Raw genomic sequence first — 18,124 nt, forward strand, 5'->3', positions numbered from 1 at the left:
GTCAGTGTAAATAAGGTGACACAAAGTAAACAAATTATTTTGAAAAAAGGTTTGGGTAATAGTAAGAAAGATACAGATAGTAGCCAAGGAGTAGAAGAAAACGGCTTATTGGGTATTCTTCATTACCTCCAAATAATGCTCCGCTTCACTAATTATTTTACGGACAGCTTCTAATGTATTGAATGTTGTTTCTTCTATTTTTTCCGAAAATTCTTCTCCACGACAAGCCTCCAACCATTTTAATGGGGCGATAGTATCCTCCGCTCCGATCATTGTGAAAAGAGGGAGAAGTTTATGCGCCATGGCAGCTATCCCGTCCACTTCTTTTTCATTCAATGCTTGTTGCATCCGTTCGACATTCTTGCCTGTCTCTTCAATAAAAGTGTGAATGATGGAGTATGCTGCTTCCGGATCATCTTCAGAATAAGCAGTCAGTGCAGAAAAGTTGATCCCGACAGTTCCCATATCTTCTGTTATATGCGCTTCATCGGCCGAAAGTTGACCTTCATTTACTGTTAGCAACAATTCCTTTACTGTAAACGGTTTATGCAAACAACCGGCAAAACCATGTTCATGTAAAGCGGCTTTATCCATTTCACTACGGGCAGTCACAGCAATAACAGGAATTGTTTTTGCTTGTGGTATATTAGAAGCCCGTAATAGTTTTACCAGATCAAACCCGTTAATGGCAGGCATTTGTATATCTGTCAGCAATACATCGAAGACGGAAGAGCGAAGTTGTTCAATCAGCTGTTCCAGCTGTTCACAACATACGGCATCAATACCATGCTGTTTCAACATGGCAGCAGTCAGATTCAGCTGAATCTTATCGTCATCAATCAAAAGCACACGAATGACTTTCATGGGAGGAATGGCAACCGACTGTTTGGGAGCGTATGGACTTTCGTCCTCCGAAGATTCATTTTCCGGAGATTCGCTTTCCGCAATGGATTTACCTACCGGATAAAGAGGTAAAGTTACAGTAAAACAGCTCCCTTTTCCTAATGTGCTTTGCACGTCAATGGTTCCTTCAAGCAAGGTTACCAATTTCTTCACAATAGAGAGTCCGAGTCCGAAACCTTCTTCCCCCTGCGCACCGGAAAGACGTGTAAATTCTTGGAAGATACGTTCACGATCTTCTGATGCCATCCCTTTTCCTGTATCGGCAATGGCGATGGTTAACTTAGAAGAATCATAACTGGCTGTCAGGCTAATTTCTCCTTTTTGAGTAAACTTTACGGCGTTGGACAAAAGGTTGTTCACAATTTGCCGGAGTCGCAAAGGATCACTGATATATCTTCCATTCAGTTCCGGGACGACGTGACATTGCAAGGCTAAACCTTTGGCAGCGGTCAAAGGTTCGAAACTGACATAAATTTCATCAAATAGCTGGGAAGGGTTAAAGGTTACGCAATTCACTTCCGCTTTATTGAGATCAAGCCGGTGGAAATCAAGTAAGTCACTGACTAACTTCAATAAATGTTCTGAAGAGCTTTTCATGTTGTCAAGGTAGAATCGTTGCCGTTCATCTTCTGTCAATCGGGACAGGAGTTCGGTATATCCCATAATTGAGCCTAACGGAGCTTTAAAATCATGGGTAATGGCAAGCATTAATTTTTCACGGGCGATCAGCAAATCTTCCGCCCGTTTATTCGCCACCTCCAATTGCTGGCGGTAACGGTTGCTACGGGAAATATCCCGCATAATCAATATCAGGAAAAAAGCCGATAATAGTACGGCACCAACCGCGATACCGCCGATGATACGTGCCGACCGCATCCTCACTTCCTGCTGAAGTTCGGCATCCTGACGGGCACGCAAGGTCATTTCTTCCTCATACTGTTTAATCAAGCTATCCATCCGTGCCGTCAACTGCGTATTCATCCGCTGGTACTTTGTACTGGTACGCCGGATTGTTTTCCTCCGTTGCAACCGTTTTTCTTCGGTAGCCATGCGGATTTTCTGCTGAAGAGAATCTTTAGAAGTGGTCGGTTGGAGAATGGTATCAGTGGCTACTTCCAACGATGTATTTACTAATACGGCACTGTCTTGTTTAGAAGGGGAAAACACTTCGGCGAGTCGTTTGAAGAATCCCTTCTTTTTAGGAGTAGTGATTAACGAGTCACGTTTGGTGATGACCCGATGTTGTACCCGTTGCTGGGTAATCACAGAATCCTGTTCGGAAATGATTTCTTCGATTTCCGAAGCAGAGAGAAGACTGTCGTTTGCCTCACTTAGCACCCGCAACATCTGAATCGTGTTTTGATCTTTCTCATGGAGAAGGGTCAATAGACTGTCTGTTCTTAAATTTTGTTGATCGTCGGCGGCCGACAATGCTTCCATTTCACGATGTACAAACACCAGCGAGAAAAGGAGGATCGCCAGCAACAAAGTGTAACCGGCGGTTATTTTCAACTTTGTAAAACGGAAGGAAGCCATTGGGGTTAAGTATTAAGTTTTAAGTATCAAGTATTTAGTATCAGGTTTTGGGATGAGGTTCGGGGAGTTTCGTCATGTGATGAAAACGCCACCAAAGCATCAATCCTGCGCTTGTCAAACCAAAAGGAAATGCCATCCAGACACCTACTACTCCCCATCCCATCACAAAGCCGCAGAAATAACCTACAGGAAGAGAAATAATGAAATAGGCGACAAAGGCAATCAACATCATTAGTTTTACATCTGAAATTCCACGCAAAGCGTTGGCGAAAGTAATCTGCAGTCCGTCGCCAAACTGATAAACGAGGAAAGGGAAAATTAGAGAGGTCACCATAGCAGCCACTTCCTGACTGTCGGTAAACCAGCCTCCCAAGTAATTCCGGCAAAGGAAGACAATCAAAGAAAGCACAACGCCCAATGTCATCATCAGATGAAAACCTGCATAGGCAGAACGACGTACATTGATGATGTCATTCTGACCTTTGAAGTTACTGACACGAACAGCCACAGCAGCACCCATACCGTAATACATCATAAATGTAAACTGCGAAATAGCCAGCATAACCTGATGAGAAGCCAGAGCGATAGTACCCAGCCAACCGATCATGATCGCACTTAGACTAAAAGAGGCTGTCTCCATTCCCATTTGAAAAGCAACCGGCCATCCGAGGCCGTTCAAATGCCCAAATACAGCTCGTGACCATCCCAAACGGAAAAAGCCAATCTTATAGCGGACAAAACGCGGACTACGCATAAAGATGATGATAAATATAATCACCATCACGATACGCGAGAACAGCGTGCTGACACCTGCTCCCAACAGACCTAACTCGGGCAATCCGAGCTTTCCATAAATCAGGATATAGTTTCCTATGATATTCAAGACATTTCCACCAAGCAATATCCACATAGCGGTTTTTGTATCCGTAATTCCGTCTGTAAACTGCTTGAATCCATTGAAAAGCATGACAAACACTAGTGAAGCGAGCAAAACAAGGTAATACGGTTTAATCAGGGGAATCAATTCTTCCGGCTGTCCGAGACGTTCTATATTTAGATAAAGAACAGTCATACAGACAGTCAGCAGCAATGCAACCATCAGGTTTGCCAGCAAACTGTTGCGTAAAGCCTGTCCCGCAGGGGCATACTGGCGGGTTCCATACAAACCTCCCACAATGGGAGTCAGCCCATACGAAAAACCCGTACTGAAAATAATCGCCAGATTGAACACATTATTGACGAAGGAAGCTGCTCCCAGCTCAATCGTACTATGATGCCCGATCATTAACGTATCCGCAAATCCAAGAACGATTACTCCTATTTGACCGATCACAATCGGCAGTCCGAGAAAAATTAGTGCTTTATAATGCTCTTTATATGTACTATAAATATGTCTCATTTACTTTTCCGTTACCTAAACGTATCTCCATTTTCAGGCAAAGGGACTTTTCCCTTTCACTGATAGATTAAAAAAGGGAGAATTTAATTTTGTTGTTTCTTATAATATAGTATTACTCCGTTCTCCTTACGGAAAGCAGATTGAGCTACCGCCCGCAATTGTTCAGCCGTGACAGACCGATAACGATCGACCTCTTTTTCCATGTCCTCCGCCCGGCCAAGCAATTCGTACCAAGCCAGGTTGGTTGCCACATTCAAATAATTGATGTTGCCGAATATCTGGGTGGACTCAAATTTGTTCTTCACTTTTTCCAGTTCCTGTTCGTCAACCAATTCTTGCTGCAACAGTTCCAGTTCTTCCCGCACTGCCGCTTCCGCCTGTTCCAGGGTGACACCTGCCGAAGGTTTACCACTAATATGGAATAACCCCGCATCTACACTGCCGGAAATATAAGCATCTATACTCGAAAATAATTGTTTCTGTTGTACCAAACGCTGGTTTAACCGGCTGGAACGTCCGTTGCTCAACACATCCGACAAAATATCAAATGCATAATAATCCGGATGGCAATGGGCAGGCATGTGGTATGCCATAAATAAAGAATCGAGAGGAACATTTCTCTCTACCGTCAGCCGCCGTTCTTCCGTCTGTTCCTGTTCTTGTGGCAGGTTCCGTTGAGGAACTTCCCGACGAGGAATAGAGCCGAACCATTTTTCCGTCAAAGCAACCGCTTCTTCGAAAGAGATATTGCCGGTTACAGCTAATATAGCATTATTAGGAGCATAAAAACGGAAAAAGAATGCCTTCACTTCTTCCAGCGTAGCATTGGCAATATGCGACAACTCTTTTCCGATAGTAGGCCATTGATAAGGATGCGTCTGATAAGCCAGAGGACGCAAAAGATGTCCGATATCCCCATAAGGCTGATTCAAACATCGCTGTTTGAATTCTTCCATTACTACTCCCCGCTGTACCTCCAGACTCCGTTCGCTAAAATCAAGACTCAACATCCGGTCGGATTCCAACCAAAAGCCGGTTTCTACATTCTGACGAGGTACAGTGAGGTAGTAATTGGTTATATCATTATTCGTCCAGGCATTATTCTCTCCACCCGCCAATTGAAGCGGCATATCATAATCGGGAATATTCACCGACCCTCCGAACATCAGGTGTTCGAACAAATGGGCAAAACCGGTATGTTCGGGATCTTCGTCGCGAGCTCCCACATTATATAATATATTAAGGGCAACCATCTGCGTACTTTCGTCCTGCGAATGTACCAGACGTAACCCATTATCAAGAATATGCCTGTTGATTTTCATATATTTCAGTCAAGTATTGTCACCTTTGTTATTTTTACATCTTCTTCGGGACGATCGCTACGGTCGGTTTTCACCTGCTGGATTTTATCCACAATATCCAAACCTTTCACTACTTCGCCGAACACAGTATATTCGCCATCCAGATGCGGAGTTCCTCCCACCGTTGTATAGGCTTCAATCTGTTCCGGAGTGAAATGAAATTCCGGTTGTTTAGCTGCCATTTCCTGTGCCTCTGCAAACAACTTTTCCTGCAAATCATAAAGACCATTTTCGTCATTTGCTTTTCGCATCTTATAAATTTCCTTCATGTGTTTCTGTGCCAGCGTATTGAAAATAACATTAATCTTATTCTCATTCATCTGGCTTTCCATACCCAGCAAGGTAGAGTCATTGAACACCTTACCTGTCACGATATAGAACTGACAACCGGAAGATTCTTTCTTCGGGTTCACATTATCTCCCTGACGGGCAGCGGACAAGGCACCTTTCTTATGGAAATATTTAGGATATACAAATTCAGCGGGAACAGTATAACCTACATCTCCCGTACCCAGCATTTTTCCTTTCGGTGCATTCTTTGAGTCCGGGTCACCAGCCTGAATCATAAAATCTTTGATAACACGATGAAACAGTGTGCCTTCATAAACACCGTCCTTCACCAGTTTGATAAAATTATCACGATGTTTCGGTGTCTCATTATATAGTTTCACCTCGATATCTCCTACAGTTGTCTCAATCTTTACCAACGTTTCTTTATCCATGTCTCCTCCTTTTTTTGTTCCGGTTTTGCAGGCAGTAAGTCCGCAAAACGATATGGTTAATATTATCAATAGAATCTTTTTCATAACACTTTTATTTAATTTAAGTTTGCAAATATACCACTTTCGCCTAAATCCTCTTACCTTTGTGACTTAAAAGAATCAAAACCTGACATGATGAGCTCCATATTGATCGTTGAAGATGATATCACTTTTGGAATGATGCTAAAAACCTGGCTAGGCAAAAAGGGCTTTGAAGTATCATCAGTGAGTAATATTGCCCGCGCCCGAAAACATATCGAAAGCCAAAACGTCGATCTGATTTTATCAGACCTGCGACTACCCGACCACGAAGGTATCGATCTGCTGAAATGGATGAATGAACAAGGCATGGACATTCCTTTAATCATCATGACTGGCTATGCGGATATACAATCCGCCGTACAGGCAATGAAACTGGGAGCACGTGATTATATAGCCAAACCGGTAAATCCGGAAGAATTACTGAAGAAAATTTCTGAATGTCTACAGTCTGAAAAGAGTCCTGCTACTCATAACGTTGCTAAATCTTCTTCTAAAAAAGGTGCTTCTACTTCATCTAAAGATTCAACAGAAAATCATCGTGCTTATCTGGAAGGAGAAAGTGATGCAGCCAAACAACTCTACAATTATGTAGGTCTGGTAGCTCCGACCAATATGTCCGTACTTATCAACGGTTCCAGCGGAACAGGAAAAGAGTATGTGGCGCACCGTATTCATCAACTTAGCAAACGAAACGATAAACCGTTTATTGCCGTAGATTGTGGTTCTATCCCCAAAGAACTGGCTGCTTCCGAATTTTTCGGTCATGTGAAAGGTTCGTTTACAGGTGCTCTGACAGATAAAACGGGTGCTTTCGTTGCAGCCAACGGTGGTACTATCTTTCTGGATGAGATCGGAAACCTTAGTTATGAAGTGCAGATACAACTGCTTCGTGCCTTGCAAGAGAGAAAAATACGTCCGGTAGGTTCTACACAGGAGATATCGGTAGATATTCGTCTGGTATCTGCCACCAATGAGAATCTGGAACAAGCCATTGAAAAAGGTACTTTCCGTGAAGACCTTTATCATCGTATCAATGAATTTACCCTCCGTATGCCCGATCTGAAAGAACGGAAAGAAGATATTCTGCTCTTTGCCAATTTCTTCCTCGATCAGGCAAACAAGGAACTGGATAAACACCTGATTGGTTTCGATGCAAAAGCATCGCAAGCTTTAATGAATTATCATTGGCCGGGAAATTTGCGCCAAATGAAGAACATCGTCAAAAGAGCAACTTTATTGGCACAAAGCAGTTTCATTACTTTATTGGAATTGGGGACCGAGCTTTTAGAAACTCCTGCATCCAGCAATACGAGCATTGCATTACGCAATGAAGAGACTGAAAAAGAGCATATTTTGGAGGCGCTACGCCAAACAGGAAACAATAAGAGTAAAGCAGCGCAATTACTGAATATTGATCGAAAGACTTTATATAATAAATTGAAATTATACAATATTGATTTGTAACAAGTTACATTCTTGCATTTTCTCAAGTGTTCTCATGCCTATGAGAAAATTTTCTCAATGCAATGAGAAAAAATTCTCACTATTATGAGTATTTATTCTCATCACGGTGAGAAATGATTCCTTTTTGTAGTGCTCGAACTTATCTTTAACCGAATCTATCGCATTACCAGATATTATTAATTTTAATGCATATTCCATAGAATAAAATGCCCCCCATGAATAAAAAAACATTATTACCCCTTGCATTTGTGCCACTCGCAGCAACCAATCTGCAAGCACAAAGCAATATGCAAATAGAACACGCGGACAAACGTCCGAATATCATTCTCTTTATGGTAGACGATATGGGATGGCAGGATACTTCACTCCCATTCTGGACACAGAAGACACACTATAACGAATTGTACGAGACTCCAAATATGGAGCGGTTAGCCAAACAGGGAATGATGTTTACTCAAGCGTATGCCAACAGTATCAGTTCTCCTACCCGGTGCAGCCTCATCACCGGAACCAACGCCGCACGTCACCGAGTAACTAACTGGACGCTGCAAAAGAATACAATGACAGACCGTAAAGATAGCATTCTGGCAGTCCCTGACTGGAATTACAATGGAGTAAGTCAAGTGTCCGGCACTAATCATACTTTCGTAGGAACCTCCTTCGTGCAACTGCTAAAGAACAGCGGTTATCATACTATACATTGTGGAAAAGCCCATTTCGGAGCGATAGATACTCCAGGGGAAGATCCGCATCATTGGGGATTCGAGGTAAATATTGCCGGACATGCGGCCGGTGGACTTGCCAGTTACCTGGGAGAAGAGAACTACGGACATACCAAAGATGGGAAAGCGGTATCACTGATGTCTGTTCCCGGATTAGAGAAATATTGGGGAACGGAAACCTTTGTAACTGAAGCATTGACGTTGGAAGCCATTAAAGCACTGGATAAAGCGAAAAAGTATAATCAGCCTTTCTATTTGTATATGTCGCAATATGCCATCCACATTCCTTTGAACAAAGATATGCGCTTCTATGAGAAGTACAAGAAAAAAGGAATGACAGACCATGAAGCTGCTTATGCCACACTGATTGAAGGAATGGATAAAAGTTTAGGTGATTTAATGAACTGGCTGGAAAAGAATGGAGAAGCCAACAACACTATTATCATTTTTATGAGTGATAACGGAGGACTTGCATCCGAATCCGGATGGCGTGACGGCAAGCTGCATACACAGAATTATCCATTGAACAGTGGTAAAGGTTCTACTTATGAAGGCGGTATCCGCGAACCGATGATTATCAGCTGGCCGGGAGTAGTAGCTCCGGGAAGCAAATGCAACAACTACTTGTTGATAGAAGACTTCTACCCTACTATTCTTGAAATGGCAGGTGTCAAGAACTACCAGACAGTTCAACCGATAGACGGTATCAGTTTCATCCCTCTGCTGAAACAGACAGGCAACCCAGCTAAGGGTCGGAGTCTTTTCTGGAATATGCCTAACAACTGGGGAAATGACGGTCCCGGAATCAACTTTAATTGTGCCGTTCGAAACGGTGACTGGAAATTGATTTATTACTATGGAACAGGAAAGAAAGAGTTATTCAACATACCTGATGATATAGGAGAAAGCAACAACCTTAGTGCACAGCATCCGGACATCGTGAAGAAACTTTCTAAAGAGCTGGGCAACTTTCTAAGAAAAGTAGATGCACAACGACCAACTTTCAAAGCGACAGGTAAACCTTGTCCCTGGCCGGATGAAATTAAGTAAATAGATTACCTAAATAAAAGAACTGTGGCGGGGAGTGTGGAATAATTCCACACTCCCCGCCACAGTTTCCACACACTCCACACATACTTCCCCACTATCCTAATTGGCATCATCTTCCTCATTCCCTTATTTATCAATCACTTATCATACATTATCTAATTTTGGCACGCGCTTTGATCTTTAATTAAACGTTAGCGAAAAGCAATAACCGATTCCTTAACACAAAGGTAGAGAATTGAAAACATATGTCTAATAATCATTAAAGCAAACGATTATGAAAAAATTAGTATTAGTAGTAGCAATGTTTATGTTTGTTTGTGGTGGTTCATTCCTTGTAAAGGCTCAGAGTTCTGCAGAAGCTGTGACAGCCCCGACAGAAATCAATGCAACAGTTGTCAATGATACAGTAGTAAAAGATACTGTAACTAAAGAAGACGCGCCTGCAAAGGCATCACTGGTTGCACTCGCCGCCAATGTCAATGATACAGTTGTCACAGACACTACATCAAAAGACAAACCGGCTGAGCCTGTCAAGGAATAACCTTGCCAACAACATGCAGGACATAGTCTGCCGAAGAATAGTAAGCACACTACAAAAAAAGCCATCCCTACTTTCGTCTATTCCGGGGATGGCTTTTTTATTATCCTATCTTCTTACAATTATTCTGTAGGAGTACTTGTTTCCAATATCGGATCTGTTTTCCAACTTGAAACAATATTTGCCGCCTCTGCTTCGAAGCTCTTTCCTGCCAAGGACACAAATGTCTTGGTATTACCATTTCCATTATTGAATAACCAATTAGCTACCATTCCATCCTTATCCTCACTCAACAACTTGCCGCTCTGCTCGGAGATCTGTTGATCCGACAAGGCTTTTGTCCAAATACGGGCATAACTGATAGCTCCGTTCAACCGGCGTTTACCATCAGACTGGCCGATGTAGAAATCAGAAGTAAGATTGATCTCTTTCAAATCATCCGGCGTACCGTTTGATAATTGAAGCGTTTCTCTGACACCATTTACATACAATGCAATCCGTTCGCTTCCGCTCTTACTATTATCCAATACCACAGCCACATCATACCACTTATTGGTTTCTATCTTAGTAGAGCCCTCATAGCGAATACTACCTTTATCATCTGCAGCAAGCTGAAGGAAACGTTCTTCATCATTGCTTCCTCCCTTATGCACGTCGACACGCAGCAGGAATTTCTTCTCTATACCCATCACCGTATTAATCCGGGCATTTCCATTGTCATTGCCATTCAACGACTCAATATTGAAACGAGCCTCAAATGTGATCGTACTCAAATTCTTTAGCGATTCATCTGCCGTACCATTATATTCAAACGGTACTTTAAAGTAATTACCGCTACCTAGGTTCGCTACTTTATCTGCCTGTACCACCGTAACGGTCAGACTTAATTCCTGTTCCGCTTCGTCTCTGACAAACACGGTAGTGATACCCGCTTTTTTACCTATTAAATTGAAACGAGTGTCATCCACCTGCTGAATAGCTACAATCTCTTCATCCTCTGCTGTCAGACTATAACCTCCGTTCCCTTTTTCTACCGTAATCATGATCTTATTGTTGACTCCCACTCTCGGTGTCAGGTTGGAGACATCGATAGAAATCGGATTTACCGTCACCTGAACCACTGCCTGTTTTCCTTTATGGTCTGTAAAAGTCACTGTTGTATGTCCGTTCTTCAAACCTGTCAAAGTATAGAAAGGACGGAACTGATCTGTATTAACCATGCTGACAACCGTTTCATCCTCCACCTCATAAGACAATTCATCATTGCTGGAAAAGTTTCCCATGCTAACAATCAGTTGCTTTTCACCGGCAACTTCCAAGATCACCTCCGGTTCATTCACTTCCAATTCAAATACACCTACATTCACAGAAATATTGGCAACTACTCCTTCTCCATCCATTACTTCGACGGTAGTGGCCCCATTCTGTGAGCCACTTTTTACAGTTATCAATTCGCCGGAAACGGTAGCCGTTGCAATGGCAGTGTTGAAACTTCTCACGGTATAGTTTCCGTTTCCAACCACTACATTCACTTTGGCTTCCTCATTCTGCCCGATACGTATTACCGGTTTGTTCACAATCAACTCTATCAAGTCTTTAGCCACATCGTCGTCATCATCGTCATCACAACCTGTAACGGCAAACGATAATACCGACAAAAGCAACAGACACATATATGTATAGATTCGTTTCATCTGATTTTCTTTTTAAAGTTATACATTCCTACCGGTTTACCATCCGGGATTTTGTTCAATGGTCGGTGTCTTCTGCAACTCACTCTGGCGAATCGGGAACAGATAATGCTGAATAGAGAACGTACGTTCTTCCACGCAGAAACGCTCCATTCTATATTTCACACCGTCAACCGTAATGGCCCCATTCTCATCCTGCACCGGACGCATTCCGTTAATCATTCGCTGGCAACGGGGCAATGCACCGTTATTGGCAGCCCAGTATTTCTGTGTACGTTTTGAATTGTCACTCCCGCTCGATTTCCAAAGGCTTTCCTTTGCTAGCTCTTCCTTACTGGTGGGTTCCAGATACAAGCGGCAAGTCCACGGACGTTTTCCTTCATAAAAAAGTTCCACGCGACGTTCGCGCTGAATGTATTCACGCATCAACTGTTGATTAGTCTTTACTTCCGGCGGCATCGGTTTCATAAAAGAACGTTCACGAACCGTATTCACCAATTTATAAGCTTCATCGATATCCTCGCCCAATTCATTACAAGCCTCTGCATAAATATAAATAAACTCCGGAAGACGCCAGATGGCGGGCGCATTGATACTGAAGTTACCGGATTTGTTCCATGACTCCTGTTGGAATTTACGTAAATAATAACCGGTAGTAGTTGCATTGGTAGCACCAATCTTATCGGAACCACTCGCCGTATTGATCGTTTTCGACTCGTTCTTATTATTACGGTAAGGAGCTCCGTGATAAATTACATCACGATAGAAACGCGGGTCACGAGTACCTTTCACATACGGATTAGTATCATCATAGCCACCTTTGCGGGCTTCTGCCGAATATACCGGATAGCCATAATCACCTACGATATATTCGTATTCATCCACTTGTTCCTGTACCGGTTGCTGGCGCGAACTTCCCTCACGGCTGGGCGGATAAATATCACCCTGCCATGCCTGATCCTTGCTCTTCGTCATAAAGAACACATACTCATTGGCAAAGGCATCCATATCATAAAACATATCCCACAAACGAGCATATACACGGCTGTCATTCAGATTACCGTCAGCCGGATCCTTGAAATCATTTGCATCATGTTTCGTATAGAGAGAATAACGCTTGGTTCCGCCGACTTCGAAATCCAGAACGGCTTTAGCCGCTTCTTTGGCTTTTCTCCAACGAGTAGCATCATAAGCATACTCATTTTCAAACACACGACGCAAGTTGTATCCATATTGAGAAGCACCGTTCCACAACGGAGTAGCCGCTACCCAGCGAACAAAAGAAATCAATCCCAGACAGGCTCCCTTATCCACACGCCCAAAATTCTCGGAAGTTTTCACATATTTATTAGGAACCATGCCATAAGCAGTTTGCGCATCCGTCACAATCTTTTCAACCATCGAATGAACAGATTCTTTCTTGAAGTCCATATTATCTCCGGCATTAATCACACGGTCAATATAAGGAGCTTCGCCATACATACGCAATAACAGCATGTGGAAATAACCACGCATGAAATACATCTCACCGATACGGTTGCGAAGATCACCATCCTGCTGTGGGTTGTCGGGCGTATTATACTTCTGTACATTTTCTATAATCAGGTTCGCTTTACGGATTCCTTCATAAAGAGCTTCCCAATATTGCCCTACACTACCGGGCAAAGAATTCGGGTTCCAGGCACCGTTATTGAAGTTATTCGTAATGTTTCCCTCTACGTTGGTTCCTTCACATTCGTCCGTAATGGCACTGTTGCTGAAGTGCTCGAAGAACACCAGCGGACGGTCTGCTTTCTTTGCAGCCGCATATACGTCGGAAACCAGTCCGTTCACTTTTTCGTAACGGGCAAAAACGTCCGCTTCCGTAATATTATCATCATCGTCCCGATCCAGGTAATCGCTACATGAAGTAAAGACCAACGGCAGGACCAATAAAGCAATTGCTGAAAATCTATATAACTTTTTCATATTTCTATCTTATTTAGAATGTTATATCAATACCAAAATTGAATACCTTTTGAATAGGATACCAGGAAGCTCCGTCTCCGGATTTCGTTTCCGGATCTATATCCACATCACCCAGTTTATCAAAAGTCAACAGATTCAGACCTTGTACATAGATACGTGCCTGTTGCACATGGAATTTACGTAATAATTTGGGTGATACATTGTAACCAATTTCCACATTCTTAAGACGCAGGTAGGAAGCATCATACAAAAACAAACTACTGTTTCCATTCTTGTTGTTATCATGTGTTCCATAATGCAATGCCGGATATTTGGCAGTAGCAGCCGTTTCCGGTGTCCAACGGTCCAGATGCATTTTCTTCACACGTCCGATCTTATCTTGTTCAAATTGCGGGAAGTCAAATACAGCAGCCCCATTCAACAGAATAGATGATTTTGTCGCACCTTGCAATAATACACTAAAATCAAAGTTCTTATACTGGAAACCGAAAGGAATACCGAACATCAGTTCCGGACTACGCGGATTTCCCATTGCTGTACGGTCTTCATCATCAATCACTCCGTTACGATCCAAATCCTTATAAACAACATCTCCCGGAATTAATTGTCCCCACGGCTGATAACCGATCTTGTTCAAACGGTCAGCCTCTTCCTGATCGGCTACAAAATGATCGAACACATAAACGAAGTTTTCGTATAAACGTTTACCGGTTTCTTTACGCCAGGAGTTCTTGCGGGCAACTTCCGCTTTATATTCCAAACGGTTGCGGGAGAAAGTCAGGTTCGGACGAATATAGTAACGGAAATCCTTTCCAATCTTATCATTCCAGCTCAATTCGATATCCACACCGCGGTTGCTTACTTCACCCAGATTCTGTAAAGCTGCATCTTTACCTACAATATCCGGATATCCCATGATACCGTCACTATTCATATCTGTAATAATGTCAAAACGATATTCATAAAATGCATCTATCGTCAATGCCAAACGTTGGTTCAGGGTAGTAAAGTCAATACCGACATTCAGTTTACGGGCTTTCTCCCAAGTCAGATTCGCATTAGCCAGATTACCTTCGGAAGTACCGCCTACATTCGTACCAAAGTTATTACCGAAATCATAACCACTGCCACCACCGTAGAAAGCCAGATATGGGAAACGGCTGCTGACATTGTCACTACCTACCAAACCATAGGAGGCTCTTACTTTCAGGAAGTCAATCCAGGAAGCCTTTTTCATAAATTCCTCTTCAGAGACTACCCAACCGATTGAACCAGCTGGGAAGAACCCGTAACGTTTGCCCGGAGCGAAGTTTTCGGAACCATTGTAACCGAAGTTAAATTCCATCAGATACTTCTGATTATAATAATAAGCAAAGCGTCCGGTGATACCCTGGCTATGATAAGCCAGTTCATTGTTAACAGTACGGTTACCACGGTTTGCCAATAACATGGCGGTCACTTCGTGGCGGTTGCTAAACAAACGGTTGTAATCCAAACGTGCCTGTATATAAGTACGTCCGTCAGAAGCGTTATGACTGAATCCGTTGCCAATAGTCTGGTCAATATCATATTTGTTACCCGTTTTGTAAGCACCCGTATAGTGTCCGCCTGCCATATAAGCATCCGAACCTTCGATCGGCATAAACGTCGCATATTTCGGATATTCACGATAACCGTCTTTGTAAGTATCCAGTTTGCGATTAATCCAGCGTCCTTCAGAAGCATCATAAGAGAACATCACTTCCGCTTTTAATCCTTTCGTCAGAAATTCCATATCCAGATTCATGGCAAAACTACCATTCAGATACGTGTTCTTTTCATTCAGATAACCGGTACGGCTCAATTCACCCAGAAGATTGTAACGGTAGATATTGTCACCATAAAGCATTCCACGAGGATTTTGCTGAATGTATTCCTCATTCTGCGGATGCGCATTTTCTTCCACCAGGATGGGCAGATATGGAGGCTGGGTAGCACAGATGGTCATCAGGCGACCGGCTGTTGTACCCGGTGCATTACGGTCGGTAATACGGGCCCCCAAATCCAAACGGGTACTCAAATAACGATTAATGTTGATATCGATGTTCGAACGGAAGTTGTAACGGGTGAACTTGGTTTGCGAGTCATATTCACCGGCATTCGAATATTTGTAGTTACCGCCTTGTGAAAAGTAATTGGCCAATACATAATAACGTACCTTGTCCGTACCTCCACGGATGGAGAGGCTGACATCTTCCTGCAAACCGGGTTTGAAGGCAAAATCATAATAATCCCAGTCATATCCCAAACCATCGGAGTTGTCTCCTTTCGCACGGCGGAAATTGTCAATCGCCTGTTGAGAGAAAAGGTTCAAACTGCTGATGTCTGCGCCCGTCATCTTGGCATCGTTCAATCTGGCTTCATTATATAAAGTTGCATAATCGGCAGAGCCTAAATATTCGGGGAAACCGATCGGCTGGTTAATACCGATAGAGGCTTTCAGGTTCACGGTTGCCTTTTCCGCTGCCTTACCACGTTTGGTAGTAATAACGATTACACCATTTGCACCACGGATACCATAAGCGGCAGTAGCCGAAGCATCTTTCAGGATAGTGAATGTTTCAATTTCATCCGGTGCGAGGTAACTCATGTCACGTTCGATTCCATCGACAATGACAATGGCACTCTGGTTACCGTAAGTTGCCTTACCACGGATAAACAATTCACTTTGATCCACACCCGGTTCACCACCCGCATACTGGTTTACAATCAACCCCGGCAGACGTCCGGCAAGCGCATTGTTGATATTGGCAGTAGGACTTTGCGTCAGATCTTTTGTCGTGATGGTAGCAACAGAACCGATCATCGTTTCTTTACGTTGTTTGGTATAACCTACCACAACCACTTCCTGCAAGGCTTTCGTATCTTCCTGTAGTAAGACAGTCAGTTCCTTCTTTGCACCGGGAACAATTTCCTGCGGCTGGTAACCCAGGTAAGAAAACACCAACGGAGCTTCCGCATAAGGCAGTTTCAATGTAAACTTACCATCCATATCTGTAATCGTACCTGCATTGGCCACCCCTTTCACGACAACAGACACACCGATCAACGGGTCATTTGTCGTCTTGTCCAATACCGTACCCGACACTGTTATTTTATTACTTTGTGTGGCCTGCACCTTTGCCGTTCTTCCCGTTTGCGCCACACCCTGCAAAGGTATACCTGCAAGAAGAGTGCAAGAAACAGCCACCAGACAAATATTTCTTTTTATATGTATCATCTTTCTTTTCGATTTTCTATGTGTAATAAATCAATCTTATTCCTCTGCTTTCTTACCGAAATCCGGTCCGACCCAGTTGGCCTTTTCCGTTGCTTTACCTTGCACCCAGTCTTCATAACGGGCACGGATTTCAATCATTGTTGCTCCCGGGACTTCCGCATTCAAGGAAATTGTCAGGCGATCTTCCCTGTTGTCACGATTACCGAAGGTCGGTGCTTTTGCCCAATCGTACTCCCACACATAATAGCCTTCGGGATGAGCCAACGTCCAAAGCACATCAGAACAGCTGCGCAATGCAGCGATAAACTTATTCTTGGTCTTTTCCGGATAAAGGCTGTTAGTCGGCTGTTTCACCATATCCAGGAAGTAACGGACAAATATTCCACGGAATAAAAGATTATCTCCCGAATTTCCTTCACCACTGAATACCGGATAGTTGGAATCCATCTTCTTATTCACCTGGTAAGAGCCGAAAGCAACCGCATTACGAAGATATTCATCCTCACCGGTAGCGTTGTACAGCTCCAGGGCAGCCGCCATAAATGTTCCCTGATTATAAGACAAGGCTACTTTATCAGGATCTCCCGGTGTTCCGTCATCTTTAATACTAAGATTATCATATACCTGTCCGGTGGAAATATCACACAGATAAGCCGTCATCCAGTTGTATACCTCTTTGGCGAAGTTCAGGTAATAAGCAGCCTGCTCTTCCCAGCCATCTTTAGCCTCCTTAACGGTAAGTTGATACAATTTCATAGCCAGAAGGCAACCGGGACCATTGGAACAAGACATACGTGAAGCCGGCGCATCCGTTTTCCATGCCATTCCTCCTACCCCTTTATAGTCATTCTTCGCTCCCTTGATATGGTTCCACATCTTCATCAACGCACTGTAGTAATCCTGATCGCCAGTCAATTCATAAACCCGCAGACAAGACAGTGCCATCCATTCCATATCATCATAGAAGTTATTCCAGAAGTCTTTGCCACCATAACCGCAATGTTCATTCCAGTCATCAAAAGCCGGCAGGAAAGGTTTCATGATGTTTTCATACAAATGAGCTTGATATTCGGGATTGTTTGCGTGACGGATATAAGCATCGATCACGATGTCCAATGCATGTCCCTGCGACCATCCGCCGCTACCGCCCGTGCTTGCCGGTTCTCCGGTTTCCGGTGTATTCGGTTTTTCCCAGTAAATGCTTCCGCAAAAGGTATCCCGTCCGCTGGCATTCTCATAGAAATATTTGATATAAGTTCCCGTACTTTTGTCGGCTGCATCTGTCCAGTTCACATCCGACACATATTCACCGGATGAATTACCTTTGTAGATGTCTCCCAGATCGCCGTCGTCACAAGCTGTAAATATTGCCAGTGCACCGCTTAACAACAAAGCTCTTTTTGATAATGATACTATATAGTTCTTCATAT

11 protein-coding genes are annotated in these 18,124 nt (G+C 43.3%); 3 read left to right on the forward strand and 8 right to left on the reverse strand.

All coding sequences use genetic code 11. The annotated features are described in order from the left end of the window. Window positions 1-105 precede the first annotated feature (105 nt). The 4 genes from DXA54_RS02500 to DXA54_RS02515 all read right to left on the reverse strand — a co-directional run bounded on the left by DXA54_RS02500 (window position 106) and on the right by DXA54_RS02515 (window position 6,005). Entirely contained in the window at window positions 106-2,439 is a 2,334-nt protein-coding gene (locus DXA54_RS02500) for a hybrid sensor histidine kinase/response regulator (protein ID WP_120078914.1), read from the reverse strand. A gap of 40 nt (window positions 2,440-2,479) precedes the next feature. After that, window positions 2,480-3,838, reverse strand: a complete 1,359-nt coding sequence (locus DXA54_RS02505; protein ID WP_120078915.1) for an MATE family efflux transporter — start codon at window positions 3,836-3,838, stop codon at window positions 2,480-2,482. 83 nt (window positions 3,839-3,921) lie between these two features. Next, window positions 3,922-5,160: a M16 family metallopeptidase gene (locus DXA54_RS02510; RefSeq protein ID WP_004299932.1), complete on the reverse strand. Its 1,239-nt coding sequence runs from the start codon at window positions 5,158-5,160 to the stop codon at window positions 3,922-3,924. Between the two features lie 5 nt (window positions 5,161-5,165). Then, window positions 5,166-6,005: a peptidylprolyl isomerase gene (locus DXA54_RS02515; RefSeq protein WP_004304934.1), complete on the reverse strand. Its 840-nt coding sequence runs from the start codon at window positions 6,003-6,005 to the stop codon at window positions 5,166-5,168. Window positions 6,006-6,092: 87 nt separating this feature from the next. Here DXA54_RS02515 and DXA54_RS02520 point away from each other — a divergent pair, with 87 nt between their 5' ends. From DXA54_RS02520 to DXA54_RS02530, 3 genes are all read left to right on the forward strand, one after another. Continuing rightward, window positions 6,093-7,466: a sigma-54-dependent transcriptional regulator gene (locus DXA54_RS02520; RefSeq protein WP_004304936.1), complete on the forward strand. Its 1,374-nt coding sequence runs from the start codon at window positions 6,093-6,095 to the stop codon at window positions 7,464-7,466. 215 nt (window positions 7,467-7,681) lie between these two features. Beyond that, window positions 7,682-9,238, forward strand: coding sequence for a sulfatase (locus DXA54_RS02525; protein WP_120078916.1), 1,557 nt, complete (start codon window positions 7,682-7,684; stop codon window positions 9,236-9,238). Between the two features lie 274 nt (window positions 9,239-9,512). Next, window positions 9,513-9,779, forward strand: a complete 267-nt coding sequence (locus DXA54_RS02530) for a hypothetical protein (protein ID WP_004299920.1) — start codon at window positions 9,513-9,515, stop codon at window positions 9,777-9,779. Between the two features lie 119 nt (window positions 9,780-9,898). Here the strand turns inward: DXA54_RS02530 and DXA54_RS02535 are convergent, their stop codons facing one another. From DXA54_RS02535 to DXA54_RS02550, 4 genes are read right to left on the reverse strand one after another with little or no spacing between them, the layout of a single operon-like run. After that, window positions 9,899-11,470, reverse strand: a complete 1,572-nt coding sequence (locus tag DXA54_RS02535) for a LamG domain-containing protein (protein ID WP_022276192.1) — start codon at window positions 11,468-11,470, stop codon at window positions 9,899-9,901. Between the two features lie 36 nt (window positions 11,471-11,506). Beyond that, window positions 11,507-13,435 (reverse strand): RagB/SusD family nutrient uptake outer membrane protein, encoded by a 1,929-nt coding sequence (locus tag DXA54_RS02540; RefSeq protein WP_004299918.1) that lies wholly within the window; start codon window positions 13,433-13,435, stop codon window positions 11,507-11,509. A gap of 13 nt (window positions 13,436-13,448) precedes the next feature. After that, on the reverse strand, window positions 13,449-16,694 hold the full coding sequence (locus tag DXA54_RS02545; RefSeq protein ID WP_004299917.1) for a SusC/RagA family TonB-linked outer membrane protein: 3,246 nt from the start codon (window positions 16,692-16,694) through the stop codon (window positions 13,449-13,451). A 36-nt stretch (window positions 16,695-16,730) separates the two neighbouring features. After that, window positions 16,731-18,122 (reverse strand): glycoside hydrolase family 76 protein, encoded by a 1,392-nt coding sequence (locus tag DXA54_RS02550; RefSeq protein WP_004299916.1) that lies wholly within the window; start codon window positions 18,120-18,122, stop codon window positions 16,731-16,733. Window positions 18,123-18,124 lie beyond the last annotated feature (2 nt).

Source organism: Bacteroides sp. OF03-11BH (assembly GCF_003604005.1).
Taxonomy (GTDB): domain Bacteria; phylum Bacteroidota; class Bacteroidia; order Bacteroidales; family Bacteroidaceae; genus Bacteroides; species Bacteroides ovatus.

Bases quoted from the DNA above. Each gene is read 5' to 3' on its own strand.
- DXA54_RS02500 (WP_120078914.1), bottom strand. From the start codon at position 2,439: ATGGCTTCCTTCCGTTTTACAAAGTTGAAAATAACCGCCGGTTACACT.
- DXA54_RS02505 (WP_120078915.1), bottom strand. From the start codon at position 3,838: ATGAGACATATTTATAGTACATATAAAGAGCATTATAAAGCACTAATT.
- DXA54_RS02510 (WP_004299932.1), bottom strand. From the start codon at position 5,160: ATGAAAATCAACAGGCATATTCTTGATAATGGGTTACGTCTGGTACAT.
- DXA54_RS02515 (WP_004304934.1), bottom strand. From the start codon at position 6,005: ATGAAAAAGATTCTATTGATAATATTAACCATATCGTTTTGCGGACTT.
- DXA54_RS02520 (WP_004304936.1), top strand. From the start codon at position 6,093: ATGATGAGCTCCATATTGATCGTTGAAGATGATATCACTTTTGGAATG.
- DXA54_RS02525 (WP_120078916.1), top strand. From the start codon at position 7,682: ATGAATAAAAAAACATTATTACCCCTTGCATTTGTGCCACTCGCAGCA.
- DXA54_RS02530 (WP_004299920.1), top strand. From the start codon at position 9,513: ATGAAAAAATTAGTATTAGTAGTAGCAATGTTTATGTTTGTTTGTGGT.
- DXA54_RS02535 (WP_022276192.1), bottom strand. From the start codon at position 11,470: ATGAAACGAATCTATACATATATGTGTCTGTTGCTTTTGTCGGTATTA.
- DXA54_RS02540 (WP_004299918.1), bottom strand. From the start codon at position 13,435: ATGAAAAAGTTATATAGATTTTCAGCAATTGCTTTATTGGTCCTGCCG.
- DXA54_RS02545 (WP_004299917.1), bottom strand. From the start codon at position 16,694: ATGATACATATAAAAAGAAATATTTGTCTGGTGGCTGTTTCTTGCACT.
- DXA54_RS02550 (WP_004299916.1), bottom strand. From the start codon at position 18,122: ATGAAGAACTATATAGTATCATTATCAAAAAGAGCTTTGTTGTTAAGC.